We start from the raw sequence: 25,881 nt of genomic DNA, 5'->3' as shown, positions 1-25,881 counted from the left end.
GGGACCGACCCGGCCGCGATCGCCGCCAACCAGTGGCCCTCCGACAGCGCCGCCGCGGTCGCCACCTTCCAGCTCTGCCGGCCGCCGCACCGCTCCCGGCACCTCGCCGCGTCGGCGTGGCAAGGTGTGGCCCCGGGCGGGTGGCGGGACACTGGCCCGTGGAGGGGTGTCCGGTGGGGGCCGTTGCGCCGAACAGGTGGTGGCCGGTATGACCGAGGTGTTGTTGGCCGTCGGAACGGAGAAGGGCCTCTTTCTCGGCCGCAGCCGATCCCGGGCGGACTGGGAGTTCAGCGGGCCGCACTTCCCGATGAACGCGATCTACGCCGTCTCGATCGATCGCCGGGGCGGCCGGACCAGGCTGCTGGTCGGTGCGGACAGCAGCCACTGGGGCCCGTCGGTCTGGCGCTCCGACGACCTCGGCGCGAGCTGGTTCGAACCGGCGAAGCCGGCCGTCCGCTTCCCCGAGCACACCGGAGCGTCGCTCACCCGGGTCTGGCAGCTCCAGCCGGCCGGTGAGGAGGCGCCCGGCGTGGTCTACGCGGGCACCGAACCGGCGGCGCTGTTCCGCTCCGAGGACGGCGGCGAGACCTTCGCCCTGGTCGAGCCGCTCTGGAACCATCCGCAGCGGTCCGAATGGGGCGCCGGGTACGGCGGCCAGGGGCTGCACACGATCCTCACCGATCCGCGCGACCCCGGACGCCTGCTCGTCGCCGTCTCCAGCGGCGGCGTCTACCGGAGCAAGGACGGCGGCGCGAGCTGGGAGCCCTCCAACACCGGGCTGCGCGCGGAGTTCTTCCCGGAGGAGAGCCAGTACCCCGAGTTCGGCCAGTGCGTGCACAAGATCGCACCGGACGCCGTCCGGCGGGACCGCCTCTACCTGCAGAACCACGGCGGCGTGTACCGCAGTGACGACGCGGGCGCGAGCTGGCGCTCCGTCACCGACGGCCTGCCCGCCGACTTCGGCTTCGCCGTCGCCGCCCATCCGCGCCGGGCCGACACCGCCTACCTCTTCCCGCTCGGCGGCGCCGGCGACCGGATCCCCCCGGGCCGCCGCTGCCGGGTCTACCGCACCGAGGACGGCGGGGACAGCTGGCAGCCGCTCGCCAACGGTCTGCCGGGCGAGGACCACTACGGCGTCGTGCTGCGCGACGCGCTGCGCACCGACGACGCCGAACCGGCCGGGATCTACTTCGGCAACCGCACCGGCGAGGTCTACGGCAGCCCCGACGAGGGCGAGAGCTGGTCGCTGCTGCTCTCCCACCTGCCGGACGTGCTCTGTGTCAGGGCGGCGACGGTGTCGTGACGGACCGGGCAGGGAGAACCCGACCACTTGATCCACGAACGGCCGCCCGACGAGCATGGCGGAGGCAGGACGGCTCTCGGAGATCGGATGGACCGCGTGACAGAGATGGAACCCGACTGGGAGTTCGGGCGCGACGCCGACGGCCTTCCGGTCGTCCGCTACCAGCGCGGCGAGCGGGAGGGCCGGCCCTGGGCCGGTCTGCTGGAGGTCATGGGCCCCGGGACGCCCGGCGGCGAGGCCGTGAGCGCCGTCGACCCGGTGGAGTTCGTGCTGACGGACATGTCGGGCTGGGTCGTCTCCAGCCGCGTGGGCTTCGGCGAGCGGTTGCGGCGCCGCGGGGCCCGTCCGCTCCGGCTCGGGCACACCATGCTGCGCGACCTCGCCGGTGATCCACCGCCCGCCGGATGGCCGGACTGGGCGCGGACCCCGCTGCGGGAGGGGTACCGCAGCGTGCCGTGCGACCGCACCGCCGAGGAGCTCGCCCCGGCACTGGGCGCCGCGTTCGGCCCCGGCCACCCCGACCACCGCCCCGACCACGACGAGCGGACCTCGCTGGAGGAACTGCGCAGCCTGCTGGCCGGCGGGGTGGTCGGCCCCGTGCTGCCGTCCAGCGCCCTGGTCGTGGACGCGGACGACCGGGTCGTGGCCGGCGCCGTCGTGACCGACTACGAGGGCCTGCCCTGGATCGCCCATGTCTTCCGGCACCCGGAGCTCGGCTACCCGGGGCTCGGCCGCGACCTGATGCGCCGGGTGATGGCCGACCTCGCCGGCCGCGGGAACCCCGGGATGGGGCTGGCCGTCACCGAGGGCAACGCGGCCCGCCGGCTGTACGAGTCGCTCGGATTCCGGCTCACCAGGAGCACGCTGACGGTCATCGTCCCCTGAGCCGCCCGGTGCTCGCCCGGCCGCTACGGACGGGCGAGCTCCAGCACGGCGATCCCGGCCAGGACGGTGGCGCTCGCGGTCATCCGCAGCCGCCCGAGCCGTTCGCGGAAGACCACGGTCGCGATCAGCGCGGCGATCACGATGCTCGTCTCGCGCAACGCGGCGACGGCCGCCAGACTGCCCCGGGACTGCGCCCAGACCACCAGCCTGGAGACCACCGCCAGCCGACTGGTCCACCTGGCGGTGGTCGACGCGCTGACGCTGACCCTGCTGGCCCTGCGGGGGGAGGCGGCGGAACGCGCGCTCGACCTCTCGGCGGACGTGACGGCCGATCACACCTACTAGCGCCGGACGGGCACCCGCGCCGGGGCGGGTGCCCGTTCAGGCGAGTGCCCGTGCCGGGCGGGTCAGGCCTCCGAGGCCGACCCGACCATCGCGCCGCCGCCCTCCGGCCGCGGGGGGGCAGGCGGCGGCCGGACGCCCCCGGGGGGCCGACGCGTCCGGACTCCGGACACCGGTCGGTCCGGCGTCTTCGGGCCTGGTCAGAGGTGATGTGTAGGCTCGCGGGCATGGCAAGGGTGACGCGGGACGACGTGGCGCGGGCGGCGGGAACGTCGACGGCGGTGGTCAGCTATGTGATCAACGACGGACCACGACCGGTGGCCGCGGCCACCCGCGCCCGGGTCCTGGCGGCGGTCGAGGAGCTGGGGTACCGGCCGAACCGGGTCGCCCAGGCGATGGCCCGCCGCCGGACCAACCTGATCGGCATGGTCGTGCCGGACGCCCGGCAGCCGTTCTTCGCCGGGCTCGCGCACATGGTCGAGCAGGCGGCGGCCGAGCGCGGCCGACTGCTGCTGATCGGCAACTCCGACTACGCCGACGAGCGGGAGGCGCACTACATCCGGGCCTTCCTCGGCATGCAGGTGGACGGGCTGATCCTGGTCACCCAGGACCCGTCCGTCCCCGGGGTGGCCGGGTTCGAGGCCACCGACGGCACCCCCGTCGTGCTGCTGCACCACCGGGCGGAGACGGAGACCGGCGCGGCGGTGGTCGCCGACGACGACGGCGGCGCCCGCGAGATGGTGCGCCACCTGCTGGCCCACGGGCACGCCGACGTCCACTGCTTCGGCGGGACGTTCGCGCTCAGCCCGAACGACCCGGTGACCTCGCGGACCGCCGGCTGGGCGGCCGCCCTGGCCGAGGCCGGGCTGCCCACCGACGGCCGGCTGACGCCCGCGCCCTTCGACCGCGTCCGGGCCCACGCCGAGGCCCTCGCCCTGCTGGCCCGGCCCGACCGGCCGTCCGCCGTGTTCTGCGCGACCGACGACCAGGCGATCGGACTGCTGCGCGCCGCCGACGACCTCGGCATCCGGGTGCCGGAGGACCTCGCGGTGGCCGCCTTCGACGACATCGCCGAGGCCGTCATCGCCGGGCCGCCGCTCACCACCGTCGCCACCGCGCAGGGCGAGATGGCCCGGGCCGCCGTGGACCTGGTGCTGACCGCCAAGGCGAACGAGCAGCCCGTCCCGGCGGGCGCGCACACCTTCCCCGCCCGTCTGGTGATCCGCCGCTCCTGCGGCTGCCCGGGGGCGGCGGCCGCCTGAGCCGGCGAGCCGCCCCGGAGCCGTCGTTCAGCTCCCCGCGGCCTCCGCGCCGGCGAGGAGGCCGGCGCCGGCGCCCAGGAAGTCGACCAGCAGTGCGTTGACCTCGTCGGGCCGCTCCAGGGCGGGCAGGTGGCCGGCCCAGGGCAGGTCGAGGCGGCGGGCACCGGCGATGCGCTCGGCGAGGTGGTCGGCGATCCGGGCGAAGTCGGCGAAGTCGTGCGCGCCGGTGACCAGCAGCGTGGGCGCCGTGACGGCGGCCGGGTCGGTCTCGACCCGGATCTGCGGGAAGTCCTCCTCGGCGGCCAGTTGGACGTCGAAGGCGTGCCGCTGCATCCGGCGCACCTGCTCCCTGACGGCCTCGCCCGCCTCGGGGCCCAGCCAGGTCCGCACGTTGAGCTCGGTCGCTCCGGCGACGTCCCCCGCCTCGATCAGCGCGTCCTCGCGCTCACCGAAGGCGCGGAGTTCGGTGCTCGGCTCCTGCCCGGCGAGCGCGGTGCAGAGCAGCGCGAGCGCCGTCACCCGGTCCGGCCATCGGGCCGCCAGCGCCAGCGCGACCCGGCCCCCGCCGGACGCCCCGACCAGCGCCGCACGCTCGATCCCGAGCCCGTCCAGGAGGTCCAGGACGTCCCGGGCGTTGTCGTACGGCCGGTCCGGGACGGGCGTCCCGCCGAAGCCCCGCAGGTCGCAGCGGACCACCCGGAAACCCGCTCCGACCAGGGCGGGCACCTGTGCGTCCCACATCCGCCGGTCGCAGACCGTGGAGTGCAGCAGGACCACCGCCGGGCCGCTCCCGGCCACCTCATGAGAAATGATCATCGGGCCACCCTACGGAACAACCGCGCACCGCACACCCGGTTTGCCCGCGCACCGACGGGCTCCGTCGGTGGCCGGCCCTACGGTGACCGCGTTCGCCCGCCCTGGCCCCGGAGGTCCCCCGTGGCCCGGCTCCTCGTCCGCCCCGGCATCGATCCCGACGATCCCGACGAGCCCGACGTGCCCGTCGTCGCCCTCCTCGTCGACCCCGACGGCCCGCCGGCCGAGCGCGCCGTCGCCCGGCTCGGTACCCACTGCCACGAGGGCGACGGCGTGCTCCACCTGGTGCGGACCGACGGTTGGGCCGGGCACGCCCTGGCCGGTGACCGCCTGGTGGTCGAGGTCGCCGTGTACCCGGCGCCGCTCGACCGGGCCGGTGTGGACCTCGCGGCCTTCACCGGCCGCTCGTCCGTCGACCCGGAGGCCGTGCTGCTGCTCCGGGCCCGGGCCGCGGTGGAGCCGGAGTCGTACGCGCGGGCGGCGCCCGCGACGGTGGTGTTCACGGCGGGCCCGGACGAGACGCTCGACGACCTGCTCGCCGGCGGGGAGGCCTGGCCGATGGTGCTCGCGCCCCCGCCCGAGCACTGAGCGCCGGACACCGGAGCGCGGGGCCGTGGGCCGCCCGCCGCCGAAGGCCGCATCGACGCGCAACTCTCCGGTTGCACTTGGCCGATCCACGTGCAACTCTGGGGTTGCGCACAGTTGACAGCGACGAAGGAGTTCCCCATGAGTGAGGACCGGATCGAGCGCGAGACCCTGATCGCGGCATCCCCGGAGCTGGTCTGGACCCTGGTGGCCCAGCCCGGGTTCTGGGTGGCCGAGGAGGCGAGCCTGGCCGGCACGGTGGCCCGCGAGGGCGAGTCGATGGTGGCGAAGAACCCCGAGTACGGGGTCTTCCCGGTGCGGGTCGAGAAGGTCGAGCCGCCGACCTACCTGGCCTACCGCTGGGCCAGCGCCTTCCCCGGCGAGGACCTGCGCGAGGACAACAGCACCCTCGTGGAGTTCACGCTGACCCCGGAGGGCGCGGGGACGCGGCTGCGCGTGGTCGAGAGCGGGTTCGCCGCCCTGGCCGGCTCCGAGGAACTGCGCGGCAAGGCGGTCGAGGACAACTCCGGCGGATGGCCCCAGGTGCTCGACGCGCTCCGCAAGCGCGCCGAACAGCCGCCCGCGTGAGCGACGGGGGCCGCGGCGGCGCCGAGCCGGTCGACGGCGTGCTCGCCGCCCTCGCCGACCCGACGCGGCGTCAGCTGCTGGACCTGCTGGCCGAACGGGGCGAGGCCACCGCGACCACGCTCGCCGAGCGGCTGCCCGTCTCGCGGCAGGCGGTGGTCAAGCACCTGGCCGTCCTGGACGGTGCCGGGCTGGTCACCGCCGCCCGGGCCGGCCGCGAGGTGCGGTACGCGGTCCGGCCCGCGGCGCTCGACGCGACGGCCCGGTGGATGGCGGCGCTCGCGACCGACTGGGACCGACGGCTGGCCGCCATCAAGCGCCTCGCCGAAGCGGCCGAGGCCGCCGAGCAGGAGGCCCGGCACGCACCGCGGCCGCCGGACGCGCGGTAGAGCCCGCGGCCGGGGCCCGGGGCACGGCCCGGAGCTCCGGCCACTACCGGAGTTCGTCGGCCAGCAGGTCCATCAGCAGGTTGTCGTGCCAGCTGCCGTCGGAGCCGCGTTCGTACTGGCGCATGATGCCCACCGGGCGGAAGCCGACCTTCTCGTAGCAGCGGATCGCCGCCGCGTTGTCCGCCGCCGGGTCGATGATCAGGCGGTGGTAGTGGTGGTCGGCGACGAGGTGGCGGGCCAGCGTGCGGACGGCGTCGGTGCCCAGGCCGCAGCCGTGGCGGGCCGGGTCGAGGTAGATGTCCATGCCCGCGTGGCGGTACTCGTCGTCGTTCTCGGCGTACCACTGGATGGCGCCGGCCACCTGACCCTCGACCAGGATCGCCAGGGTCTCGGTGCCCGGCTCCTTGAGGTCGGTGGCGACGGCGTCGGCGAGATCGTCGCCACCGCGCCAGCGGGCGAAGACCTCGGGGGTGCCGCGGATGGCCACGAGGGCCGGGATGTCCGCCTCCGCGGCGGGGCGGAGAGTGACCTGGGCGCCGTGCAGAATCGTCCCCATATAGGGCATGTTTGCATGGAAAAGGGTGTTCGGCGAGCCTTTTTCGACGTTGCATTCACCCCCTCCCACCAGGGATGATTCGCCGCCGTGACCCATTTCCTGCTCATTCTCGTGGCCGTTCTCGTCTACTTCGCGGTGAAGAAGTCCCGCGCCACCAAGTCCGTGGAGTGGGCCAGGCACCGGTTCGATCCGGCCGCCTTCGGCCTCGTCCCCCGCGAACGGCTCGACCCGCGCCGGTCCGGGCCGCCGATGCCGGAGGAGCGGCGCCAACGGTCCCAGGCGATAGCCGACGCGGCCTGGGGCGGGGACTGGCGGCCCGCCGCCGCCCACGTCGAGGCGGCCGGCCAGGACTGGGAGGAGCGCTGGTCGCGGCTGGAGCTGCTGGCGAGCATCGCCAACGAGGACGACGCCTGGCTGACGGCCTGGCGCGCCGCGGACCCGAACAGCTGCGACGCGGCCACCCTGGAGGCCAAGCAGATGGTGCACCGCGCCTGGGCGATCCGCGGCTCCAAGTACGCGCACGAGGTGCCCGCCGAGGACATGGCGAAGTTCCGCGAGCTGCTGCCCGCCGCGATCGAGGCGGCCCGCCGCGCCGCGCTGCTGGCACCGCGGGACCCGGCTCCGTGGGTGGTCATGGTGACGACGGCGCGCGGCGCGCAGTACACCCCGGAGCAGTTCGAGCCGCTCTGGGCCGGACTGGCCGAGCGGGCCCCGCACCACTACGAGGCGCACTGGCAGGGCATGCAGTACTGGTGCGCCAAGTGGTTCGGCTCGGACAAGCAGATGCTGGCCTTCGCCGAGCGGGCGATGGACCACGCTCCGGCCGGGAGCCCGCTGCCGGGGATCTACCTGCACGCGCTGTCCGAGCTGGAGAAGCGCAAGACCCTCGGGTCCACACTGGCCGGGGAGAAGGCCAAGGAGCGGCTGAAGGCGGTCGCGTCGGCGCTGGCGGCCGTCCCGGCGGACGACGAGCGGCTGCCGATGCTGCGCCACCTGCTCGCCTACTACTGCGGCAAGGCCGGGTTGCCCGCGGAGGCACTGGAGCAGTTCCGGCTGATCGGCCGCTGGTGCGGCGCCGAGGTCTGGGCCGACCAGGGCGATCCGGTGACGGCCTTCGACCTCGCGCGCGGGTTGGCCGTGAAGCTCTCGGAGGCGCCCCCGCTGCCGCCCGAGCTGCGGCCCACCAAGGACACGGATCATCACTACAACGGGTAATCATTTCAGTTCGGAGCGTGCTGACGGGCCGTCATTTGGGTGTACCGTGACCGCCAGAAGCGGATCGCCCCCGAAGAATGGGGCGAGCCCGGCAACGTGTTGACGCACGCGGCCGGGCTCTTCATACGCCGAGTGGTAAGGCCTCCACTGACGATGCTCCTGCATGCTATCGCGCCGTCGCGCGACTTCACCCAGATTGCCAACTCCTTGGTGTGGGACGACGAGTTGTCGGACTCCGCCTTTCGACTCCTTGTACGAGCCCTGGCACTGGGCCCGGCGAAGGCCCGCGCCACCACGGTGACGGCCCTCGCCGCCGGGCTCTCCGGCGGGCGCGTCACCACCGATCGCGCCCGCCGCCAACTCGCCCGCGCGGGACTGCTGCACACCACCCGGCGGCGCGGCGCCGCCGGGCAGGTGCGGACCGAATCCCTGCTCTCCAGCGTGCCGTTGGGCGCGGCGGAGGCGGAACGGCTGTTCGACGGGCAGTTCGAGCGGGTGGGGCGGTCCGGCCACGGCGTCCCGCCGGATGCCGGGAAACGTAGCCGCGGGTCGTCGTCCGTCCGGTCCTCCGGCACCGCCCTCCCGGGGGTGACACCCAGGGTGAACACCACCCCCCTCCCTCCCCCGCCGGCCCTCGAACCCGCAGGCACCTGGGGTGAGTTCACCGAGCACGGGTTCGGCGAGGGCGGGTCCACCGAAGCCGAGCGGGCGCTGCTGGAGCTGCGGCGGATCGACCCCCGGCTGACCCTGGGGGCCCGCGAGGTACGGCGGTTGGCGCCCCTGGCCGCCGAGTGGCTGGCCAGGGGCGTGAGTTCGGCCGCCCTGCGCGCCGCGCTGACCAGCGGACTGCCGGACCAGGTCAAGTCTCCTGCCGCCCTGGTGCGTTGGCGCCTGGAGGGCAAGATGCCCGCCCCGCTGGAGCCGAGCACCGTGACGGCACCCGTCTGCTGCGACTCCTGCGACCGTGCCTTCCGCCCGGTGAACGGCGAACACCGCTGCGGGGACTGCCGCACCCGCGCCGCCGCCCGCACCGCCGCCTCCACCGCCCACACCGCGGAGTCCGCTCCCGGCACCTCGCGGCGGGTCGACTGGCGCACCCTGGTCGCCCAGATCGGCGCGGCGACGGGGTAGCGGCGGCAGGTGGAGTGGCGGCAGGCGCGGTGGCGACGGGTAGTGGCGACGACGGCGGGCCGCTACCGCCCGAGGCCCTCCAGCAGCAGCTCCGCGGCCACCGCCGCGCCATCGGTGCGGAACGCACCGGCCACGGCGGCCGCCCGCTCACGGACCTCGGGGGCCAGCGCGACCTTGAGCGCCGCCGACAGCGACTCGGTGGTCGGCATCGGCCCGTCGTGCTCCGCGCCGATGCCCAGGCCGACCACCCGGCCCGCGAAGTACGGCTGGTCCCCGCCCTGGGCCACCACCACCTGGGGCGCGCCCGCCCAGGCCGCCGTCGTCGTGGTGCCCGCGCCACCGTGGTGCACGACGGCCGCCACCCGGCGGAACAGCGCCTGGTGGTTGACCTCACCGACGACGAAGCAGTCGTCCCGGTCGTCGGCCGACCCCAGGTCGGCCCAGCCACGGGAGATCACCGCACGGCGGCCCTGCGCGCGGACCGCCTCGACGACCGCCCGGGCGACCTCCTGCGGATGGCGCACCGGAACGCTGCCGAAGCCCACGTACACCGGCGGCGCGCCAGCGTCCAGGAACTCCACCAGGTCGGCGGGGAGCGGGCGTTCGTCGGGCAGGACCCACGCGCCGGTCTGCACCACGTCCAGCTCCGCCGGCCGCTGCCACGGCGCCAGGGTCGGGTCCGTGGCCAGCCACGGCAGGTCGGTGAAGACATGGTCGCGGACGTTGTCCACGGGCGGCAGGCCGATCGACGCCCGGTGGGCGTTGACCACCTCGCCGAACACCTCCTGCGCGTCCACGGCGTCCTGCTCCCAGAGCACCCGGTTGTCGGTCACGTCCGAACGGAGCGGCCGCCCGGGGCGCGGTATCGGCGGGTTGTGCGGGGACGGCAGGCTGACCGGCTGGTAACTCGCGTACACGTAACGGACGCCCAGCTTCTCGGCCGCCGCCCGCACCCCGGCCGCCGCCGGCAGCAGACCGGTCGCCACCAGCACGTCACACCCCTCGGCCACCGACATGACGCCGTCGTAGAACGCGGCCACCAGCTCGGCCGCCCGCCGGACCACACCGCCCGGTGACGGCGGCGTCCGCCCGGTCACCAGATCGCGCACCGACTGCCCGGTCGGCACCATCTCCACCCCGACCACCGCCAGCCGCCTCGCGAACTCCTCGTCCGGCGGCGCACAGACCCGCACCTGCGCGCCGCGCTCCCGCAACCGCACCGCGAGCCCGACCAACGGCTCGACGCCCCCGCGCGAATCGTAGGCAGACAGCACCACACGCATTCAGAACTCCCCTGTGCATCGACATCGGCTTCGACCGCAGATTCTGCGTCATGACCGGGGCCTTGCCGCAAGGCCCCCCGTACGCTATAAGTTGAGAGTGGAAAGGAGTGGGCACTCCTCCTTCGCCGCTCGTCGCAGCCGAGTTGACGGCCATTCCTTTATCTTCTCTCCGAGGCGGAGCCGGATCTCTCCGAGGCGGAGCCGGACTCGACGTGTCCGTGCCGGGACACGGATCCGCGCCGGGGCCGTGGGCCCGCACCGGAGTTGACGGTGGCGGTGGATCAAAGGCGCACCGACGAAGCCGTCGCCCCCAACGAGCGGGTCGCCGCCGACCTGGCGCGCGTCCTCGGTCCCGGACACCCCGAGACCTTCGCCATCCGCAGGACTCCGGACGTCGTGCGCCGTGGCTGTTCCGAACGCGAGACCTCCGACGCCGGACCGTCCGCACCGGCGTAGGCGCGCCGGGGCGGACGGTTCCCGAGGGGGCGTCAGGCGTGGGACGCCTCGTCGCACAGGCGGCGGGCCGGTTCCGTCTGCAGCGTCGCGTGGCTGATGCCGAAGTGGTCGGCGGCGCAGCGGCGCAGGCGGGTGAGGAGGTCGGCGGGCGGGTGGGGGTCGGCGACCACGTGGGCGGTGAGGACGGGCATGCCGGAGGTGATCGTCCAGGCGTGCAGGTCGTGGACCTCGCGGACGCCGTCCTCGGCCAGGAAGTGGGTGCGGAGTTCGGCGAGGTCGACGTCCGCGGGGGTGGCCTCCAGGAGGACGCGCAGGGCGTCGCGGCCCAGCAGGTAGGCGCGCGGCAGGATCATCACGCCGATCAGCAGCGAGGCGATCGGGTCGGCGTACTGCCAGCCGGTGAGCTGGATGGTGACGGCGGCGGCGATGGCGGCGACCGAGCCGAGGGCGTCGCCGAGCACTTCCAGGTAGGCGCCGCGCAGGTTGAGGCTGCGGTCCTTGCCGCCGCGCAGCAGGACGACGCCGACCAGGTTGGCGGCGAGGCCGACGAGCGCGACGGTCAGCATCAGGCCGCCCCGGACCTCGACGGGCTCGCCGAAGCGCCGGACGGCGCCGTAGGCGACCCAGGCGAAGACGGCGACCAGGAGGACGGCGTTGGCGAGCGCGGCCAGGATCTCCAGCCGGTAGTGGCCGAAGGTGCGCCGCAGGGTGGGCGAGCGCTGGGCGACCTGGACGGCCAGCAGAGCGAGGGCGACGCCGGAGAGGTCGGTCAGCATGTGCCCGGAGTCCGCGAGCAGGGCGAGGCTGCCGGAGAGCAGGCCGCCGACCACCTGGAGGACCAGCACGGCGGCGGTGACGGTGATGGTCAGCAGCATCCGGCGGCGGTAGGCGCCGCTGACGGTGGCCGGGGCGGCGGGGCCGTGGTTCGCTCCCATGTCAGTGCTCCTTCTCGGGCGGCAGGACGGCGGCGAGCAGGTCCCGCAGGGCGTGGGCGAGGCGGTCGTCGGCCAGGTGGTAGCGGGTGCGGCGGCCTTCGGGGACGGTCCGCACCAGGCCGCAGTCGCGCAGGCAGGCGAGGTGGTTGGAGACGTTGGCCCTGGTCAGGCCCAGCTCCTCGGCGAGGTCGGCCGGGTAGTGCGGGGCGGCGAGCAGGGCGAGCAGGATCCGGCGCCGGCTGGTGTCGGCGAGGGCCTTGCCCACCCGCTCCATGGCCGCCTCCTGCGCCTCGGCGGGCAGGTGCGGGTTGCGGGGGTTCACGGCGGTCGGTTCCATGACTCCCACAGTACAGTGATGGCTGAATTCAGCAAGTACTGAACTGTCGGGCCAGATGCGAGCCCGTCGCGCCCGGGCCCTGGCAGTCGCGACGGGCCGCCGGGCCGCCGGGCCGAGCAGCCGCGACCAGATCCCGGGCGCGGTCGCCGAGGTGGCCGCCGGCGGCGCGACGGCCGGGGTGAAGGTCGAGGTCGCGGACGGCGCCCTGACCGCCGCGATCACCGCCGAGGCGGCCGCGATCTCCGCTCAGGAGACGACCGCCCGGCGCCCTGCGGTGGCCGCTCCCGGAATCTCCGGAAAGAATTCCGTCGCGGCTGTCGAAACGGCCGCTCCCCGTTCGACGCAGGGGTGAGAGGCGGGGAGAAGCCCCGCCCTCCCGACCGAGGAGTCACCATGCCGCGCTTCATGTCACTGATCCGTATCGACGAGCAGGACGCCCCGGACATGCAGTCGGCGGGTCCGGAGTTCGAGCAGCGGATGGGGGCGCTGTTCGAGGAGATCACCAAGGCCGGGGTGATGCTGGACACCGCCGGGCTGCTGCCGACCGCCGAGGGCACCCGGGTCACCTGGGAGGGCGGGAAGCTGAGCTTCACCGACGGGCCGTTCACCGAGACCAAGGAGGTCGTCGGCGGCTACGCCATCATGCAGTGCAAGGACAAGGCCGAGGCCCTGGAGTGGACCAAGCGGTTCCTGGAGATCCACCCGGAGAGCTGGAAGGTCGGCGCCGAGCTGCGCCAGATCGACGGGAACACCACCCCGCCGGAGGCCTGATCCCCGACCCGCCCGGCCCGCGCCCGGCCGCCGCGCCGCGTTTGCCCCGGTGCCGTCCGGCTGCTCTGATGGGTGGCCGTGACGGAGAGCAGCGCGACCGCGGCGGTCGAGGCCGTGTTCAGGATCGAGTCCCCGCGGATCATCGCCGGTGTCACCCGCATCGTGCGGGACGTCGGCATCGCCGAGGAGCTCGCCCAGGACGCGCTGGTCGCCGCGCTGGAGCAGTGGCCCGCGCAGGGCGTCCCGGACCGGCCGGGCGCGTGGCTGATGACCACCGCCAAGCACCGCGCGATCGACCTGGTCCGCCGCAGGGAGACGTACGCGCGCAAGCTCGCGGAGGTCGGCCGGACGCTGGAGGACGTGGCGCCGCCGGAGCCGGCCGAGCCGGACGACATCGACGACGACCTGCTCCGGCTGATCTTCACCGCCTGCCACCCCGTGCTGTCGGCCCAGGCCCGGATCGCGCTCACCCTGCGGCTGCTGGGCGGCCTCACCACCCAGGAGATCGCCCGGGCGTTCCTCAGCACCGAACCGGCCGTCGCCCAGCGGATCGTCCGGGCCAAACGGACGCTCGCCACCGCGCGGGTGCCGTTCGAGGTCCCGCGCGGCGAGGGCCGGGCGGCCCGGCTCTCGTCCGTCCTGGAGGTCGTCTACCTGATCTTCAACGAGGGTTACGCGGCCACGGCCGGCGACGACCTGCTCCGGCCGGGGCTCTGCGAGGACGCGCTGCGGCTGGCCCGGGTGCTCGCCGGGCTGGCCCCGCAGGAGCCCGAAGTCCACGGCCTGGCCGCCCTGCTGGAGTTCCAGGCGTCCCGGACGGCGACCCGCACCGGGCCCGACGGGCAGCCGGTGCTGCTGGCCGACCAGAACCGCGCCCGCTGGGACCGGCTGCTGATCCGGCGCGGCTTCGCGGCCCTGCGGCTGGCCGGCACCGGGCTGTACGCGGTCCAGGCCGCGATCGCCGCCTGCCACGCGCGGGCCGCCCGCTACGAGGACACCGACTGGGCGATGATCGCCACGCTCTACGGGCGGCTGGCGGCGCTGACGCCGTCCCCGGTGGTCGAGCTGAACCGCGCGGTGGCGGTCTCGATGGCCCGGGGCCCGGCGGCCGGACTGGAGCTGGTGGACGCGCTGGCGGCGGAGCCGGCCCTGCGGGCGTACCACCTGCTGCCGAGCGTGCGCGGCGACCTGCTGGCGCGGCTCGGGCGGGCCGAGGAGGCCCGGGCGGAGTTCGAGCGGGCGGCGTCGCTGGCCCGCAACGCGCGGGAGCGCGCCCTGCTGCTGGAGCGGGCCGCGGCCGCCGCCGCCCCCGCTACGCCCCGTCGTCCAGACGCAGCCGGGCACTGACCTCCCCGAGGCCCTCGGCCAGCACGGCGAGCTGCTCGCGACTGAGCACGTCGATCAGCAGCTCGCGGACCAGGGCGACGTGGCCGGGCGCCGCCCGGCGCAGCATGTCCCGCCCCTCGTCGGTGAGCTCGGCGAAGACGCCGCGCACGTCGCTGGGGCACGAACGGCGGCCCACCAGGCCCATCCGCTCCAGCTGGGTGACCTGGTAGGTCAGTCCGCTCTTGGAGGTGACGAGCTTCTCCGCCAGTTCGGTCATCCGCAGCGAGCCGGCCGGGGCGGCGGAGAGGTGCACCAGGATCTCGTACTGGGTGTGCGAGAGGCCGGAGTCCTCCTTGAGCTGGCGTTCCAGCCGGCGGTTCAGGAGGTTGCTCGCGGTGACGAAGCCCCGCCAGGCGGCCATCTCGTCGTGGTCCAGCCAGCGCGGTTCGTTCAGGGAGGCCATGGAGGAAGCGTACTCCTGTTGTTCAAATTCGAACCAAGGTGTACGGTCGACGTGTCGAGGTTCAAAATTGAACTACTTTGGAAGCGAGAGAAGCCGTCATGAGCACCGCCGCACCCGAGCGCATGCCCGCCCTCTACCTCTCGCACGGCGCACCGCCGCTCGCCGACGACCCGCTGTGGCCCGGCCAGCTGGCCGCCTGGTCCGCCGAGCTGCCCCGCCCCAAGGCCGTCCTGATGGTCTCCGCCCACTGGGAGGAGGCCCCACTGGCCCTCGGGGCCGTCACCACCGTGCCGCTGGTCTACGACTTCTGGGGCTTCCCCGAGCACTACTACCAGGTGCGGTACGCCGCCCCCGGCGCCCCCGCGCTCGCCGAGCGGGTCCGCAAACTGCTGCGCGCCCCCGGCACGCCCGTCCAGGACATCCCGGACCGCGGGCTGGACCACGGCGCCTACGTCCCGCTGGTGGAGATGTTCCCCGAGGCGGACGTCCCCGTCCTCCAGGTCTCCATGCCCACCCTGGACCCGCAACGGCTGCTGGAGATCGGCCGCCGGCTCGCCCCGCTGCGCGACGAGGGCGTGCTGATCGTCGGCAGCGGCTTCTTCACCCACAACCTGCGGGCGCTCAGCTCCGACGGCCGGATCAGCTCGGTGATGGCCGAGTTCGACGACTGGGGCCGCCGCGCCCTGGCCGCCAAGGACCTGGACGCGCTGCTCGACTTCGAGCGGAAGGCCCCGGCCGGGCGGCTCGCCCACCCGCGCACCGAGCACTTCGCCCCGCTGTTCGTCACCCTCGGCGCCGGCGAGGCCGACCTGGGCAGCCAGCGCAGCGTGATCGACGGGTTCTGGATGGGCCTGGCCAAGCGCTCGATCCAGCTCGGCTGACCGGCACAGCGACCGGCCCGGACCGCCCGACGCTCGATCCAGCCCGGCCGGCCGGCGGCCCGGACCGCCCGGACGGCGGGCCGTCGCGCGCGCCCACGGGGCGGGCCCGGCGCGCCGGGGGAGGTGAGAGGCTGCCGCCATGAACGGTGACGACGTCCGGGCCGCGCTCGGCGAACTGCGGGACACCCTCGGTCCGCACACCGGTGACGGCCCGGCCTGGGCCGCGCCGGCCGGGCCGCTGGAGTGGAGCTGCCGGGAGACGGCCGTCCACCTCGCGCACGACCTGCTCGGCTACGCCGGGCAGCTCGCCGCCCGACCCGCCGCCGGATACCTGCCGCTCGACCTCACCGTGCGGGCCGACGCCCCGCCCGAGGACGTCCTGGCGGTGGTGGCGGCCTGCGGGCACCTGCTGGCCACCGCCCTGGACGCCGCGCCGCCCGACCTGCGGGCCTGGCACTACGGGCCCTGCGACCCGGCCGGGTTCGCCGCGATGGGCGTGGCCGAACTGCTGCTGCACACCCATGACATCGCCCTCGGGCTCGGCCTGTCCTGGCGGCCCCCGGCCGGGCTCGGCGCGGCGGTCCTGGCCCGGCTGTTCCCCGACGCCCCGGCCGGCGGGTCCACCGCCGTCCTGCTCTGGTGCACCGGGCGCGGCGAGCTGAACGGCCGTCCGCGCAGGGCCTCGTGGAGCTGGCGGGCGGCCGTGGACGGGGAGTGACCCCGGGAGCCGGGAGCCAGGAGCCGGGGGCCGGGGAGCCGGCGACCGGTCAGGCGGTGGCGGCCCGCTCGGCGGCGCTGCGCTCGACGCAGAACTCGTTGCCCTCGATGTCCGCCATGGTCACCCAGCCGGTGCCGTCCGGGCGCCGCTGGTCGTCGTGGACGGTGGCGCCCAGCTCCAGCAGGCGCTCCACCTCCTCGTCCCGGGAGCGGTCCTGGGGCTGGAGGTCCAGGTGGACGCGGTTCTTCACGGTCTTGCCGTCGGGCACCCGGATGAACAGCAGCACCGCGCCCGGCGTCTCCAGGAGGGCCTCCGGGTCCCCCGGGAAGTCGTCGTCGGCCAGCTTGCCGTCCAGCACCTTCGCCCAGAACTCGCCGAGGCGGTAGGGGTCGGCGCAGTCGATCGTCACATGTCGTACCAGAGAAGCCATGGGGAGCACTCTGGACCGCCGCCCCGGCCCGCGTCCACCCGATTCGCCGCGAACCCGTCAATGGGGGGTCAGGCCGAGCGGCTGCGCGGGTCAGGCCGAGCGGCTGTGCAGGTGGCCGTCCAGGGGGAACTCCGGCGGGCTGGCCCGCAGAACGCTCCCGAACCGGTAGCCGGCCTTCTCGGCCACCCGGCAGGAGGCCGTGTTGTCCACCTGGTGGAGCAGGTCGAGCCGGACCAGCCCGTCCGCCGCGAAGGCCGCGAACGCCCAGCGGGTGAGCCCCTCCAGCGCGCGCGGGGCCACGCCGCGGCCGCGGGCGGCGGCGGCCGTCCAGTAGCCCACCTCGGCCGCCGGCGCACCGGGCGCGCCGCGCTTGAGCACCACGTTGGCGACCAGCTCGGCCGGCCGCTCCCCGGCGGGGCCGCCGTCGGCGGGCAACGCCCCGGCGGGGCCGCCGAGCGGCGCCAGGACGGCGAAGCTGTACCGCTCGCCGGCCGCCCGGCCGCGCTCCTGCGCCTCCAGCCAGCGGGCCGCCTCGTCCAGGTCCGCCACGGGGGTACGGGTGAAGTGCCGCAGCGTCTCGTCCCGGTAGATCTCGACCAGGGCAGCCGCGTCCTCGTCCCGGAACGGGCGCAGCAGCAGGCCCTCGGCGACGGGCGATTCGGTGGCGACCGTCATCGCAGGCCCTCCCAGCCCCAGCGCGGGGTCGGCCCCGGGTCCCCGAGGTCCTCGCCGACGGGCGCCGCGGAGACGTCCCTGGCGATCTTCGTGCCCCAGTCGAAGTACTCCAGCACCCGGCGGCGCAGCAGCTCGTCCCCGGGCAGCTCCTGCCGCACGGCGGCGCCCATCAGCTCCATCCAGCGCCCGCGCTGCTCCTCGGTGATGGCGAGTCCGAGGTGCGTGCGGAGCAGCGCCTGGTGGCCGCCGAGGTCCGCGGTGAACCGGGCCGGGCCGCCGAAGACCTCGGCCAGCCAGACGGCGACGTGTTCGATGTGGGTGGTGGTGAAGTTCGCGAAGACGGGCTTCAGCACCGGGTCGGCCAGGACGCCCTCGTAGAAGGTGTTGCTGAGACGGCGGAGCGCCTCCATGCCCCCCAGCGCGTCGTACAGGCTCTCGGGCCGTTCGTCGCTCATGCGTGTTCTCCCCGTTCGGATCCGAGGGCACCTTTCCGACGGCGCCTTTCCGAGGGCACCTTCCTAGCAGCCCGCCCGGCCCGTGACCGCCCCCGGGCGGCTCCTGTTCGCGCCCGGCACAGCAAGCGGAGGCGTTCGCTCCGGCCCACCGCGCCCGCCGGTCCTCCGCCCGCCACTGCCGGTACTCCCCCCGCCGCCCCCGACCGGAGCCGGGCACCCGCTTGACCTTGCCACTGGCGGCAGGGTCGGAGGGTGGACCGCATGAACGAGCACACGCAGCACCGACCGGCCACCCGCATCGTGCTGGTCACCGGCGCCGGGACGGGGATCGGCCGGGCCACCGCACACGCCTTCGCGGCCCAGGACCCGGAGGTCGAGGTGGTGGCGGTCGGACGGCGGGCCGAGCCACTGGCGGAGACCGTGCGCGGTGCCCCCGGCCGGATCCACCCGCTGACCGCGGACATCACCGGCGCCGACGCCCCCGAGGCACTCGTACGCGAGGTGCTCGACCGGTACGGGCGGCTGGACGTACTGGTGAACAACGCCGGGATCGTCCGCGGCGGCGCCCTCGGCGGGATCACCCGGGACGCGGTCGCGGACCAGCTCGCGACCAACCTGACCGCCGCCGTCCTGCTCGGCCAGGCCGCCCTGGCGCCGCTGGAGGCGAGCGGGGGCGTGATCGTCAACGTCACGACGTCCGTCGGTCAGCGCGGCTGGCCGGGCAACGCGGTGTACGCGGCGAGCAAGGCCGCACTGGAGTCGGTGACCCGCAGCTGGGCGGTGGAGCTGGCGCCGCGCGGCGTGCGGGTGGTCGCGGTGGCGCCCGGGGCGATCGAGACCCCGATCGGCGAGCACTCCGGGCTCGACGCCGGACAGCGGGAGGCCGTCCGGCGGTGGCAGATCGCCCACACCCCGCTCGGGCGGATCGGCCGGCCCGCCGAGGTGGCCTGGGCGATCACGCAACTCGCCTCTCCACAGGCCTCGTTCGTCACCGGAGTAGTGTTGCCGGTGGACGGCGGTGCCGTCGTGGGGTGAGCCGGGCGGTGGTCCGGAGCGAGCCGGGCGGTGCCGTCCGGGAAGGGGCGGGGCAGCGGTGCGGATCGGCGAACTGGCCCGGGTGACCGGCAGCACGGCCCGGGCCCTGCGGCACTACGAGCAGGCCGGGCTGATCGCGTCCTCGCGCGCGGCCAACGGCTACCGGGTGTACGAGGACTCGGCGGCCGTCCGGGTCCGCAACATCCGCGGCCTGCTCGCGGCCGGGTTCACCCTGGAGGACGTCCGGCCTTTCCTGTCCTGCCTGGACGGCGACATGCTGGCCGCGCGGCCCTCGGCCGGCGCGCTGCGGATCGCCCGGAACCGGCTCGCCGTCCTGGAGCGCCGGATCGCCGCCCAGACCGAGGCCCGGGACCGGCTGCTCGCCGCGCTGACGGCGGCCGGCGACGAGGCGGCTCCGGTGGCCGGCGGCGGGGCGCCGGTGGTGGCGGGCGACCGCTGACGGTGACGGGCGGCGGGGCGCTGACACTCGCGGCCCGTCCGGGTGACACCCTTGATCAGGGGTGTGCAGCGGGCGGTCGGCGGAGGAAAGTGGGCGCATGCAGATTCCACTCACCGTGATGGACTTCCTCGACCGGGCCGAGCTGGTCTACGGCGACCGGGTCGGCATCGTCGACGAGCCGGCGCAACCCGCCGAGTCCTGGGGCGAGCTGACCTACCGCCGGGTCGCCGAGCTGGCCCGGGCGCAGGCGGCCGGCCTGGACCGGCTGGGCGTCGGGCCGGGCGAACGGGTCGCGATCGTGTCGCACAACTCGGCCCGGCTGATGACCTCGCTCTACGGCGTGAGCGGACACGGCCGGGTCCTGGTACCGGTGAACTTCCGGCTGCGGGCCGAGGAGGTCTCGTACATCGTCGAGCAGAGCGGCGCCTCCGTGCTGCTGGTCGACCCCGAACTCGCCGAGCCGCTGGCCGGCGTCCGCGCCCGGCACACCTTCGTGCTCGGCACGGACAGCGACGCCCGGCTGTACGACTTCGACCGCGCGCCGCGCCGCTACGAGATCGGCGAGAACGACACCGCGACCATCAACTACACCAGCGGAACCACCGCCCGCCCCAAGGGCGTCCAGCTCACCCACCGCAACATCTGGCTGAACTCCGTGCTGATGGGCCTGCACTTCGGCGCCGGTGACCGGGATGTCTACCTGCACACCCTGCCGATGTTCCACGCCAACGGCTGGGGCCTGCCGTTCGCCCTCACCGGGCTGGGCGCGCGGCACATCGTGCTGCGCAAGGTGGACGGCGCCGAGATCCTGCGCCGGGTCGAGCGGCACGGGGTGACCTTCCTGAGCGGCGCGCCCGCGGTGGTCCAGATGGTGCTGGACGCGGCCGCCGACTGGGACGGCCCCGTCCCCGGCCGGGACAAGGTGCGGATGATCGTGGCCGGCGCGCCGCCGCCGACCTCCGTGGTGCAGCGGGTCGAGGCCGAACTCGGCTGGGAGTTCATGCAGATCTACGGCCTGACCGAGACCTCGCCGGTGGTCACGGTGAACCGCTCGCGCGCCGAGTGGGACGAACTGCCCGCCGGTGAGCGCGCGGAGAAGCTGGTGCAGGCGGGCGCGCCGGCCCTCGGCAACCAGGTGCGGGTCGACGGCCAGGGCGAGGTGCTCGTCCGCGCCAACGTCGTGATGGACGGCTACTGGCAGCGGCCGAAGGAGACGGCGGAGGCGGTCCGGGACGGCTGGTTCCACACCGGGGACGGCGGCACCCTCACCGACGGCTACCTGACCATCTCGGACCGGAAGAAGGACGTCATCATCAGCGGCGGGGAGAACGTCTCCTCGATCGAGGTGGAGGACTGCCTCTACGACCACCCGGCGGTCGGCGAGGTCGCGGTGATCGGCGTACCGGACGAGAAGTGGGGCGAGACGGTCAAGGCCCTGGTCGTGCTCAAGCCCGGGTACGACGTCCTGGAGGCCGACCTCATCGCGCACTGCAAGCAGCGGCTGGCCGGCTACAAGTCGCCCACCTCGGTGGAGTTCCGGGACACCCTGCCGCGCACCACCACCGGGAAGCTGCAGAAGTTCCGGCTCCGCGAGCCCTACTGGGTCGAGCGCGACCGGCAGGTCAACTGACCGGTCCGGTCCGGTCCGGTCCGGGTGCCGGGCTCCCGGCCCGGCACCCGGCGCGCCCTCCCGGTGCGCCGGTGGGCGTCCCGACCGGCGGGTTCCGTGGAGTTGCGGGTGGCGGCCGCGGGCACGGCGTAGGGTGCGGGCTCGGGTTACCGGTGAGTCACTACCGAGGAGACGAGGACGCCCATGACGACGGACGGTACGGCCCCGACGGCCGCAGCTGTGCTGACCGGCCTGCTCGACGACCTGCGGGCCGAGAGCGAGGCCCTGGACGACCTGGTGGCCCCGCTGGCGCCCGAGCAGTGGGCGACGGACACCCCCGCGCCGGGGTGGACGATCGCGCACCAGATCGCCCACCTGGCCTGGACGGACGACTGGACCACGCTCTCCGCCCGCGATCCGGAGGCCTTCGTCGCCGAGTCCGGCCGGGTCTTCGGCGAGCTGCTGGCCGCCGGCGCGGACCCGGTCGACGAGGGCGCGGCGCGCGGCGCGGCGGAGGAGCCGCACGCGCTGCTGACGCGCTGGCGGGCCGGCCGGGAACGGCTCCGGTCGGCGCTGGCCGAGGCCCCGGACGGCCTCCGGCTCCCGTGGTTCGGGCCGCCGATGAAGGCCCCGTCGATGGCGACCGCCCGGCTGATGGAGACCTGGGCGCACGGGCAGGACGTCGCGGACACCCTGGGCGCGGTCCGCGAGCCGACCGCGCGGCTGCGGCACATCGCCCACCTGGGCGTACGGACCATGGGATTCGCCTTCACCCTGCACGGGCTGCCCACGCCGCAGACCCCGGTCCGGGTCGAACTGACCGCGCCGGAAGGCGACTTGTGGGCTTGGGGCCCGGAGGACGCGGCGGACCGGGTGAGCGGACCGGCCCTGGACTTCTGCCTGCTGGTGACCCAGCGCCGCCACCGGGACGACCTCGCCCTGAGCGCCACCGGCCCGACGGCCGCGGCCTGGCTGCCGATCGCCCAGGCCTTCGCCGGGAACCCGGGCAAGGGACGCCCGGCGGGCGGGTGAGACGGGCGGGTGCGACGGGCCCGCCGAACCGGCGTCGTCGTACCCGGCCCCTACCCTGGGCCGCATGACCATTCAGCGCATGGACAACGTCGGCATCGTCGTCGACGACCTCGACGCCGCCGTCGCCTTCTTCCTCGAACTCGGCATGGAGCTGGAAGGCCGGATGCCGATCGAAGGACGCTGGGCGGGAGCCGTCGTCGGGCTCGACGGCATGCGGAGCGAGATCGCGATGATGCGGATCCCGGGCGCCCCGGGCCGGCTCGAACTGGCGAAGTACCACAGCCCGGAGGCGATCACCCCCGAGCCGGAGACCACCCCGGCGAACACACGGGGCCTGCACCGCGTCATGTTCGCCGTCGACGACCTCGCGGACACCCTCGCCCGCCTCCGCCCGCACGGCGCCGAACTCGTCGGCGAAGTGACGCGCTTCGAGGACAGCTACCTGCTCTGCTACCTCCGCGGGCCGAGCGGCATCATCCTCGCGCTCGCCGAGCAGCTGAGCTGACGACCGGGCCCCGGCCCGCCAGTGCACCGGGCCGGGGCAGGCCCCTGCGGGAGCACGGCCGCCGGGGCGGCCCCGGCGGCCGTCACCCGCCGCGTGGTAGCGTCGCTCCCTTCTCCGGTAGGCCGGATGAGGTCCCCAGCAGGTGCCCGTGACCACTCCTCCCCAGCAGCTCCGGATCGCTCTCGACGCGCTCGACGCCGCCTTCGCACCGCACTCCGAGTCCCCGTTCACCGTCGGCGGCTGCACCTACTGCTTCACCGATGCCGACCTCGAAGCCCTCGCCGGCCCCGCACGGCTGGTGCCGGACCGGCTGATCCCCTCCGTGGCCGCCGAATCGACCGACCACTGGGACGACTTCGCCGCCCTGTACCGCCGGATGACACCGCGGATCGTCCGCCTCCTGACCACGGGCCGGCTGCACGTGGACCACGGACTGATCGCCTCCCGGCTGCTGGAGGCCGGCTGGCGGGATTGGGCGGTACCGGAGCAGCGGGCGCTGGAGCGGGTCTGGGACGCCTGGTGGCGGTCGGTCCTGCGGGAGCATCCCGGCACCGACCACGCTGCCGGGGTGCTGGAGACGATCTCCGTCAGCACGGGACGCCTCTCGCCGTGGCTGGCCGTCTGGGCCGGGACCCGGACCGAGGCGGCGGACCGCCACCTCGGTGCCGCGCTCGACGGCTGGCTCGTCACGCCGCGGTTCGCGGATCTCCGGCTCGGCTTCTACGACGAACTGCCGGCCGGGCCGGAGCTGCTGAGCTGGCTGCTCTCCCTGGAGGAGGGCCGCATCGGCGCCGCCCAGCTCGCCGAGGTCGAACGCCTCGCGTACAGCCAGGAGCCGGCCCGGGGCCGGCTCGGCATCCGGTGATTGATCGTCAAATAACAACGGTGGGCGCCCAAACCACTCCTTCCGGCGATATGCGGAGTTCGTCGACGAATGATGGAATTCCCCCATGATTCGCGCTGACATCCTGCGTACCGTGCTGGCCGGAGCCGCCTTCGCCGGCCTGCTCGCGATCGGTGGGCCGGCCGGCTCCGCCCAGGCGGCCTTCGCCCGGCCCACCGACGTGCCCGGCGCCTCCCGGGCGGAGGTCCGGGCCGGGACGGCCGCCGCCCACCGGGTGGTCACCTTCGTGGAGGAGTACCGCAGGGCGGTGCTCCACCAGAGCGGCGAGACGCCGCGCGCCGTCCGCGAGCGCTTCCTCGCCCCGCACCTGAACGTCCGGCTGGACGCCTGGGCCTCCGAGCACGGGGCCGACCCGGTGTTCCGCGCCCAGAACGTGCCGTCGGAGTGGTCCGTGCAGCAGGTCGGGGAGGAGCACGGCTTCGCCTCGATCCGCTTCACCGAGTACTGGGGCGGCGGCAGCGGCCAGGAGGTCTGGTACACCGTGCGCCTGGGCGATCTGCGGATCGTCGAGCTGAGCGACGCCCCCGCCTTCTGAGCCCGCCGCTCCCGCTCCCCCTCCAGCCCCGGCGCGGCGCAGGCGCCCCCACGACTGCGCCGCGCCGGCACCCGGGCGACCGGTGCCCCGACCACCGGCGCCCCGACGCGCCGAGCCGGGCCCGGCTACCGGGCGGGCGAGGCTCCCGGGCGGTCGTTCCCCGGCCGGGCGGCCGCGGTGGCCTCGGCCCAGGCGGAGATGCCCAGCCGGCCGGTGGTGCCGAGATCGAGGTAGGCCGGGACGACGACCGCGGGGCGGCCGGGCAGTGGGGCGATCTCCAGGAAGCGCCCGTTGTCGGCCCCCTTCGTCCCCGAGGTGACGGTGTTGCGCCAGACCAGTTGGAACGCCGCGTACTCGCCGGGCCGAAGCGTCACCGCCGTCGGCGCCGCGTCGAAGCCGTCCAGGGTCGCGATGCCGGCCGAACCCTTCTGCACGGCGATGTCGAGCGGCGCACGGTCGGCGTCGAGGACGCGGACCCCCGGTCGGCCGTTCAGCGTGTAGGGGGCGGCTCCGCAGTTGGTCAGGCGGATCGCCATGACCCGCAGGCCCATGGCGGCGTTCGCCTCCTCCGCGGCCAGCGAGACGCCCTCCGGGGAACAGGTCGGCGCCGGCACCGGCGTCGGTGTGGGGAGGGCCGCCGAGCTGGGAGTGTTCGGGGCGGTGGCCTTCGCGGAGGTCCTGCCGCCGGTCGCGCCCACGGGCCCCGGGGCTCCCCCGCCCGCGCCCGACACCTGCGTGCTGCCGCACCCCGCCAGCAGGGCCGCCCCCGCGAGCAGCAGCGCCGCCCGGGCCGGCGGCGCGATTCGACGGTTTCCGTTCGGCGGCGTCGGGTTCATGCGGACGATCATGACACGAACCGCCGTCCGGACGGCCCGGGGAAGGCGCTCCGCACGACGGCGGGCGGGAACGCCGGCAGGGCGGCGCAGGCCGACACCCGGTGTCGGTACGCCGCCCTGGGGCGGGGCGAGGTGCGGGAGGCGACCCGCACCGTCGTCCCGGTTACTTCGGGTCACGGTTGAACGTCGAGGTCGACCAGAAGTAGCCGAGCGCGGTGAGCGCCAGGCACCAGGCGACGGCGAGCCAGCCGTGGTAGCCGATCCCGCTGCCGAGCAGCAGGCCGCGCAGCGTCTCGATGGCCGGCGTGAACGGCTGGTACTGGGCGATCGGCTGGAACCAGCCCGGCATCGCGTCGACGGGGGTGAAGGCGCTGGAGATGAGCGGCAGCAGGATCAGCGGCATCGCGCTGTTGCTGGCGGCCTCGGCGTTCGGGCTGGCCATGCCCATCCCGACCGCGATCCAGGTGAGCGCCAGGGCGAAGAGGACGAGCAGACCGAAGGCCGCCAGCCACTCCAGGGCGGTGGCGTCCGTGGAGCGGAAGCCGATGGCCACGGCGACCGCGCCGACCAGGACCACGCTGGTGACCGACTGCAGCACGCCGCCCACGACGTGCCCGACGAGCACCGACCCGCGGTGGATCGCCATGGTGCGGAAGCGGGCGATGATGCCCTCGGACATGTCGGTGGAGACGGACACCGCGGCCCCGATGACGGTGCTGCCGATGGTCATCAGCAGGATGCCGGGGACGAGGTAGGCGATGTAGGCGGAGCGGTCGCCGCCGCCGATGCCGGCGCTCATCGTGTTGCCGAAGATGTAGACGAAGAGCAGCAGCAGCATGACCGGGGTGAGCAGCAGGTTCAGGGTGAGTGACGGGTAGCGCCGGGCGTGCAGCAGGTTGCGGCGCAGCATGGTGGCCGAGTCACGGGCGGCGAGGGTGAAGGTGCTCATCGGACGGTCTCCTTGGACTGGTTGTTCTGGGCGGGCACGCTGGAGCCGGTCAGGGCGAAGAACACGTCGTCGAGGTCGGGGGTGTGGACGGTGAGTTCGTCGGCCTCGATGCCGGTGGCGTCCAATCGGTCGAGGACGGCGCGCAGGTCGCGCTGGCTGCCGTCGCTGGGGATCTGCAGGGCCAGGGCCTCGTCGTCGCGGGTGACGTCGTGCAGGGCGA

34 protein-coding genes and 1 pseudogene are annotated in these 25,881 nt (G+C 74.8%); 22 read left to right on the top strand and 13 right to left on the bottom strand.

The features are described from left to right. Positions 1–208 precede the first annotated feature (208 nt). A complete protein-coding gene (locus tag ABT263_RS35340; RefSeq protein ID WP_352297184.1) occupies positions 209–1,303 on the top strand; it encodes a WD40/YVTN/BNR-like repeat-containing protein in 1,095 nt (364 codons plus the stop codon). A gap of 105 nt (positions 1,304–1,408) precedes the next feature. Then, positions 1,409–2,188: a GNAT family N-acetyltransferase gene (locus tag ABT263_RS35335; protein ID WP_352297193.1), complete on the top strand. Its 780-nt coding sequence runs from the start codon at positions 1,409–1,411 to the stop codon at positions 2,186–2,188. 23 nt (positions 2,189–2,211) lie between these two features. On the opposite strand, the gene ABT263_RS35330 is transcribed toward ABT263_RS35335, so the two are convergent. Further along, positions 2,212–2,346 (bottom strand): hypothetical protein, encoded by a 135-nt coding sequence (locus ABT263_RS35330; protein ID WP_352297182.1) that lies wholly within the window; start codon positions 2,344–2,346, stop codon positions 2,212–2,214. Here ABT263_RS35330 and ABT263_RS35325 point away from each other — a divergent pair. Together ABT263_RS35325 and ABT263_RS35320 are read left to right on the top strand one after the other, a co-directional pair. Further along, complete coding sequence (locus ABT263_RS35325) at positions 2,330–2,533, top strand: hypothetical protein (RefSeq protein ID WP_352297179.1); 204 nt, start codon at positions 2,330–2,332, stop codon at positions 2,531–2,533. The two genes, ABT263_RS35330 and ABT263_RS35325, sit on opposite strands and share 17 nt — an antisense overlap. 224 nt (positions 2,534–2,757) lie before the next feature. Beyond that, a complete protein-coding gene (locus ABT263_RS35320; protein WP_352297176.1) occupies positions 2,758–3,792 on the top strand; it encodes a LacI family DNA-binding transcriptional regulator in 1,035 nt (344 codons plus the stop codon). A gap of 27 nt (positions 3,793–3,819) precedes the next feature. Here the strand turns inward: ABT263_RS35320 and ABT263_RS35315 are convergent, their stop codons facing one another. Then, positions 3,820–4,608, bottom strand: a complete 789-nt coding sequence (locus ABT263_RS35315) for an alpha/beta fold hydrolase (protein WP_352297174.1) — start codon at positions 4,606–4,608, stop codon at positions 3,820–3,822. A 120-nt stretch (positions 4,609–4,728) separates the two neighbouring features. On the opposite strand from ABT263_RS35315, the gene ABT263_RS35310 reads away from it, so the two are divergent. The 3 genes from ABT263_RS35310 to ABT263_RS35300 all read left to right on the top strand — a co-directional run bounded on the left by ABT263_RS35310 (position 4,729) and on the right by ABT263_RS35300 (position 6,164). Further along, positions 4,729–5,193, top strand: a complete 465-nt coding sequence (locus ABT263_RS35310; protein ID WP_352297171.1) for a hypothetical protein — start codon at positions 4,729–4,731, stop codon at positions 5,191–5,193. A 138-nt stretch (positions 5,194–5,331) separates the two neighbouring features. Continuing rightward, positions 5,332–5,778: an SRPBCC domain-containing protein gene (locus ABT263_RS35305; protein WP_329487015.1), complete on the top strand. Its 447-nt coding sequence runs from the start codon at positions 5,332–5,334 to the stop codon at positions 5,776–5,778. Further along, positions 5,724–6,164 carry an ArsR/SmtB family transcription factor gene (locus ABT263_RS35300; RefSeq protein WP_502885915.1) on the top strand — a complete coding sequence of 147 codons (441 nt, stop codon included), beginning with the start codon at positions 5,724–5,726 and terminating at the stop codon, positions 6,162–6,164. The genes ABT263_RS35305 and ABT263_RS35300 overlap by 55 nt, the downstream gene beginning before the upstream one ends. Positions 6,165–6,207: 43 nt before the next feature. Here ABT263_RS35300 and ABT263_RS35295 read toward each other — a convergent pair whose 3' ends face one another. Beyond that, positions 6,208–6,720: a GNAT family N-acetyltransferase gene (locus tag ABT263_RS35295; protein ID WP_352297165.1), complete on the bottom strand. Its 513-nt coding sequence runs from the start codon at positions 6,718–6,720 to the stop codon at positions 6,208–6,210. Between the two features lie 87 nt (positions 6,721–6,807). Between ABT263_RS35295 and ABT263_RS35290 the strand changes: the two genes are divergently transcribed. Together ABT263_RS35290 and ABT263_RS35285 are read left to right on the top strand one after the other, a co-directional pair. Continuing rightward, positions 6,808–7,935 carry a hypothetical protein gene (locus ABT263_RS35290; protein ID WP_352297162.1) on the top strand — a complete coding sequence of 376 codons (1,128 nt, stop codon included), beginning with the start codon at positions 6,808–6,810 and terminating at the stop codon, positions 7,933–7,935. Between the two features lie 153 nt (positions 7,936–8,088). Beyond that, positions 8,089–9,066 carry a hypothetical protein gene (locus ABT263_RS35285; protein WP_352297159.1) on the top strand — a complete coding sequence of 326 codons (978 nt, stop codon included), beginning with the start codon at positions 8,089–8,091 and terminating at the stop codon, positions 9,064–9,066. Positions 9,067–9,128: 62 nt separating this feature from the next. Here ABT263_RS35285 and ABT263_RS35280 read toward each other — a convergent pair whose 3' ends face one another. Continuing rightward, entirely contained in the window at positions 9,129–10,349 is a 1,221-nt protein-coding gene (locus tag ABT263_RS35280) for a glycosyltransferase (protein ID WP_352297156.1), read from the bottom strand. A 270-nt stretch (positions 10,350–10,619) separates the two neighbouring features. On the opposite strand from ABT263_RS35280, the gene ABT263_RS35275 reads away from it, so the two are divergent. Continuing rightward, positions 10,620–10,805, top strand: coding sequence for a hypothetical protein (locus ABT263_RS35275; RefSeq protein ID WP_352297154.1), 186 nt, complete (start codon positions 10,620–10,622; stop codon positions 10,803–10,805). A gap of 32 nt (positions 10,806–10,837) precedes the next feature. On the opposite strand, the gene ABT263_RS35270 is transcribed toward ABT263_RS35275, so the two are convergent. Both ABT263_RS35270 and ABT263_RS35265 read right to left on the bottom strand, forming a co-directional pair. After that, positions 10,838–11,740 carry a cation diffusion facilitator family transporter gene (locus ABT263_RS35270; protein ID WP_352297151.1) on the bottom strand — a complete coding sequence of 301 codons (903 nt, stop codon included), beginning with the start codon at positions 11,738–11,740 and terminating at the stop codon, positions 10,838–10,840. A gap of 1 nt (position 11,741) precedes the next feature. Next, a complete protein-coding gene (locus ABT263_RS35265; protein WP_352297190.1) occupies positions 11,742–12,014 on the bottom strand; it encodes an ArsR/SmtB family transcription factor in 273 nt (90 codons plus the stop codon). Between the two features lie 118 nt (positions 12,015–12,132). On the opposite strand from ABT263_RS35265, the gene ABT263_RS35260 reads away from it, so the two are divergent. From ABT263_RS35260 to ABT263_RS35250, 3 genes are all read left to right on the top strand, one after another. After that, positions 12,133–12,429 carry a TOBE domain-containing protein gene (locus tag ABT263_RS35260; protein WP_352297148.1) on the top strand — a complete coding sequence of 99 codons (297 nt, stop codon included), beginning with the start codon at positions 12,133–12,135 and terminating at the stop codon, positions 12,427–12,429. Positions 12,430–12,470: 41 nt separating this feature from the next. Beyond that, a complete protein-coding gene (locus ABT263_RS35255; protein ID WP_329487023.1) occupies positions 12,471–12,848 on the top strand; it encodes a YciI family protein in 378 nt (125 codons plus the stop codon). 72 nt (positions 12,849–12,920) lie between these two features. Further along, entirely contained in the window at positions 12,921–14,195 is a 1,275-nt protein-coding gene (locus tag ABT263_RS35250; protein WP_352297145.1) for an RNA polymerase sigma factor, read from the top strand. On the opposite strand, the gene ABT263_RS35245 is transcribed toward ABT263_RS35250, so the two are convergent. Beyond that, a complete protein-coding gene (locus ABT263_RS35245; RefSeq protein WP_352297187.1) occupies positions 14,161–14,628 on the bottom strand; it encodes a MarR family winged helix-turn-helix transcriptional regulator in 468 nt (155 codons plus the stop codon). The genes ABT263_RS35250 and ABT263_RS35245 overlap by 35 nt on opposite strands. 107 nt (positions 14,629–14,735) lie before the next feature. On the opposite strand from ABT263_RS35245, the gene ABT263_RS35240 reads away from it, so the two are divergent. Together ABT263_RS35240 and ABT263_RS35235 are read left to right on the top strand one after the other, a co-directional pair. Next, entirely contained in the window at positions 14,736–15,518 is a 783-nt protein-coding gene (locus ABT263_RS35240) for a dioxygenase family protein (RefSeq protein ID WP_352297142.1), read from the top strand. A gap of 139 nt (positions 15,519–15,657) precedes the next feature. Further along, positions 15,658–16,236, top strand: coding sequence for a maleylpyruvate isomerase N-terminal domain-containing protein (locus ABT263_RS35235; protein WP_352297138.1), 579 nt, complete (start codon positions 15,658–15,660; stop codon positions 16,234–16,236). A 49-nt stretch (positions 16,237–16,285) separates the two neighbouring features. Here ABT263_RS35235 and ABT263_RS35230 read toward each other — a convergent pair whose 3' ends face one another. The 3 genes from ABT263_RS35230 to ABT263_RS35220 form a co-directional block, all read right to left on the bottom strand. Next, positions 16,286–16,666 (bottom strand): VOC family protein, encoded by a 381-nt coding sequence (locus ABT263_RS35230; protein ID WP_329487027.1) that lies wholly within the window; start codon positions 16,664–16,666, stop codon positions 16,286–16,288. A 90-nt stretch (positions 16,667–16,756) separates the two neighbouring features. Then, positions 16,757–17,341: a GNAT family N-acetyltransferase gene (locus ABT263_RS35225; protein ID WP_352297135.1), complete on the bottom strand. Its 585-nt coding sequence runs from the start codon at positions 17,339–17,341 to the stop codon at positions 16,757–16,759. After that, positions 17,338–17,796, bottom strand: coding sequence for a group II truncated hemoglobin (locus ABT263_RS35220; RefSeq protein WP_352297133.1), 459 nt, complete (start codon positions 17,794–17,796; stop codon positions 17,338–17,340). Before ABT263_RS35220 ends, ABT263_RS35225 begins: the two co-directional genes overlap by 4 nt. Before the next feature lie 261 nt (positions 17,797–18,057). Here ABT263_RS35220 and ABT263_RS35215 point away from each other — a divergent pair, with 261 nt between their 5' ends. From ABT263_RS35215 to ABT263_RS35185, 7 genes are all read left to right on the top strand, one after another. Further along, positions 18,058–18,831 carry an SDR family NAD(P)-dependent oxidoreductase gene (locus tag ABT263_RS35215; RefSeq protein WP_352297130.1) on the top strand — a complete coding sequence of 258 codons (774 nt, stop codon included), beginning with the start codon at positions 18,058–18,060 and terminating at the stop codon, positions 18,829–18,831. Positions 18,832–18,889: 58 nt separating this feature from the next. Further along, positions 18,890–19,291: a MerR family transcriptional regulator gene (locus tag ABT263_RS35210; RefSeq protein ID WP_352297128.1), complete on the top strand. Its 402-nt coding sequence runs from the start codon at positions 18,890–18,892 to the stop codon at positions 19,289–19,291. A gap of 97 nt (positions 19,292–19,388) precedes the next feature. After that, positions 19,389–20,921 carry an AMP-binding protein gene (locus ABT263_RS35205; RefSeq protein WP_352297126.1) on the top strand — a complete coding sequence of 511 codons (1,533 nt, stop codon included), beginning with the start codon at positions 19,389–19,391 and terminating at the stop codon, positions 20,919–20,921. 183 nt (positions 20,922–21,104) lie between these two features. Beyond that, on the top strand, positions 21,105–21,932 hold the full coding sequence (locus ABT263_RS35200) for a TIGR03084 family metal-binding protein (RefSeq protein ID WP_352297124.1): 828 nt from the start codon (positions 21,105–21,107) through the stop codon (positions 21,930–21,932). A 64-nt stretch (positions 21,933–21,996) separates the two neighbouring features. Continuing rightward, the gene (locus tag ABT263_RS35195) at positions 21,997–22,437 is read left to right on the top strand and encodes a VOC family protein (protein WP_352297113.1); all 441 of its coding nucleotides are present in this window, start codon (positions 21,997–21,999) and stop codon (positions 22,435–22,437) included. A gap of 148 nt (positions 22,438–22,585) precedes the next feature. Beyond that, positions 22,586–23,302, top strand: a complete 717-nt coding sequence (locus tag ABT263_RS35190; RefSeq protein ID WP_352297110.1) for a hypothetical protein — start codon at positions 22,586–22,588, stop codon at positions 23,300–23,302. Positions 23,303–23,387: 85 nt separating this feature from the next. Next, positions 23,388–23,876, top strand: a complete 489-nt coding sequence (locus ABT263_RS35185) for a hypothetical protein (protein ID WP_352297107.1) — start codon at positions 23,388–23,390, stop codon at positions 23,874–23,876. A 125-nt stretch (positions 23,877–24,001) separates the two neighbouring features. Here the strand turns inward: ABT263_RS35185 and ABT263_RS35180 are convergent, their stop codons facing one another. From ABT263_RS35180 to ABT263_RS35170, 3 genes and pseudogenes are all read right to left on the bottom strand, one after another. Continuing rightward, positions 24,002–24,712 (bottom strand): DUF4232 domain-containing protein, encoded by a 711-nt coding sequence (locus ABT263_RS35180; RefSeq protein ID WP_352297105.1) that lies wholly within the window; start codon positions 24,710–24,712, stop codon positions 24,002–24,004. Positions 24,713–24,875: 163 nt separating this feature from the next. After that, on the bottom strand, positions 24,876–25,661 hold the full coding sequence (locus tag ABT263_RS35175) for an ABC transporter permease (RefSeq protein WP_352297103.1): 786 nt from the start codon (positions 25,659–25,661) through the stop codon (positions 24,876–24,878). Next, positions 25,658–25,881, bottom strand: a pseudogene (locus tag ABT263_RS35170) (ABC transporter); the annotation flags it as partial. The gene ABT263_RS35175 and the pseudogene ABT263_RS35170, both read right to left, overlap by 4 nt.

The organism is Kitasatospora sp. NPDC001603, from assembly GCF_040298365.1.
GTDB lineage: Bacteria > Actinomycetota > Actinomycetes > Streptomycetales > Streptomycetaceae > Kitasatospora.
This window is presented reverse-complemented; position numbering and strand designations above follow the sequence as displayed.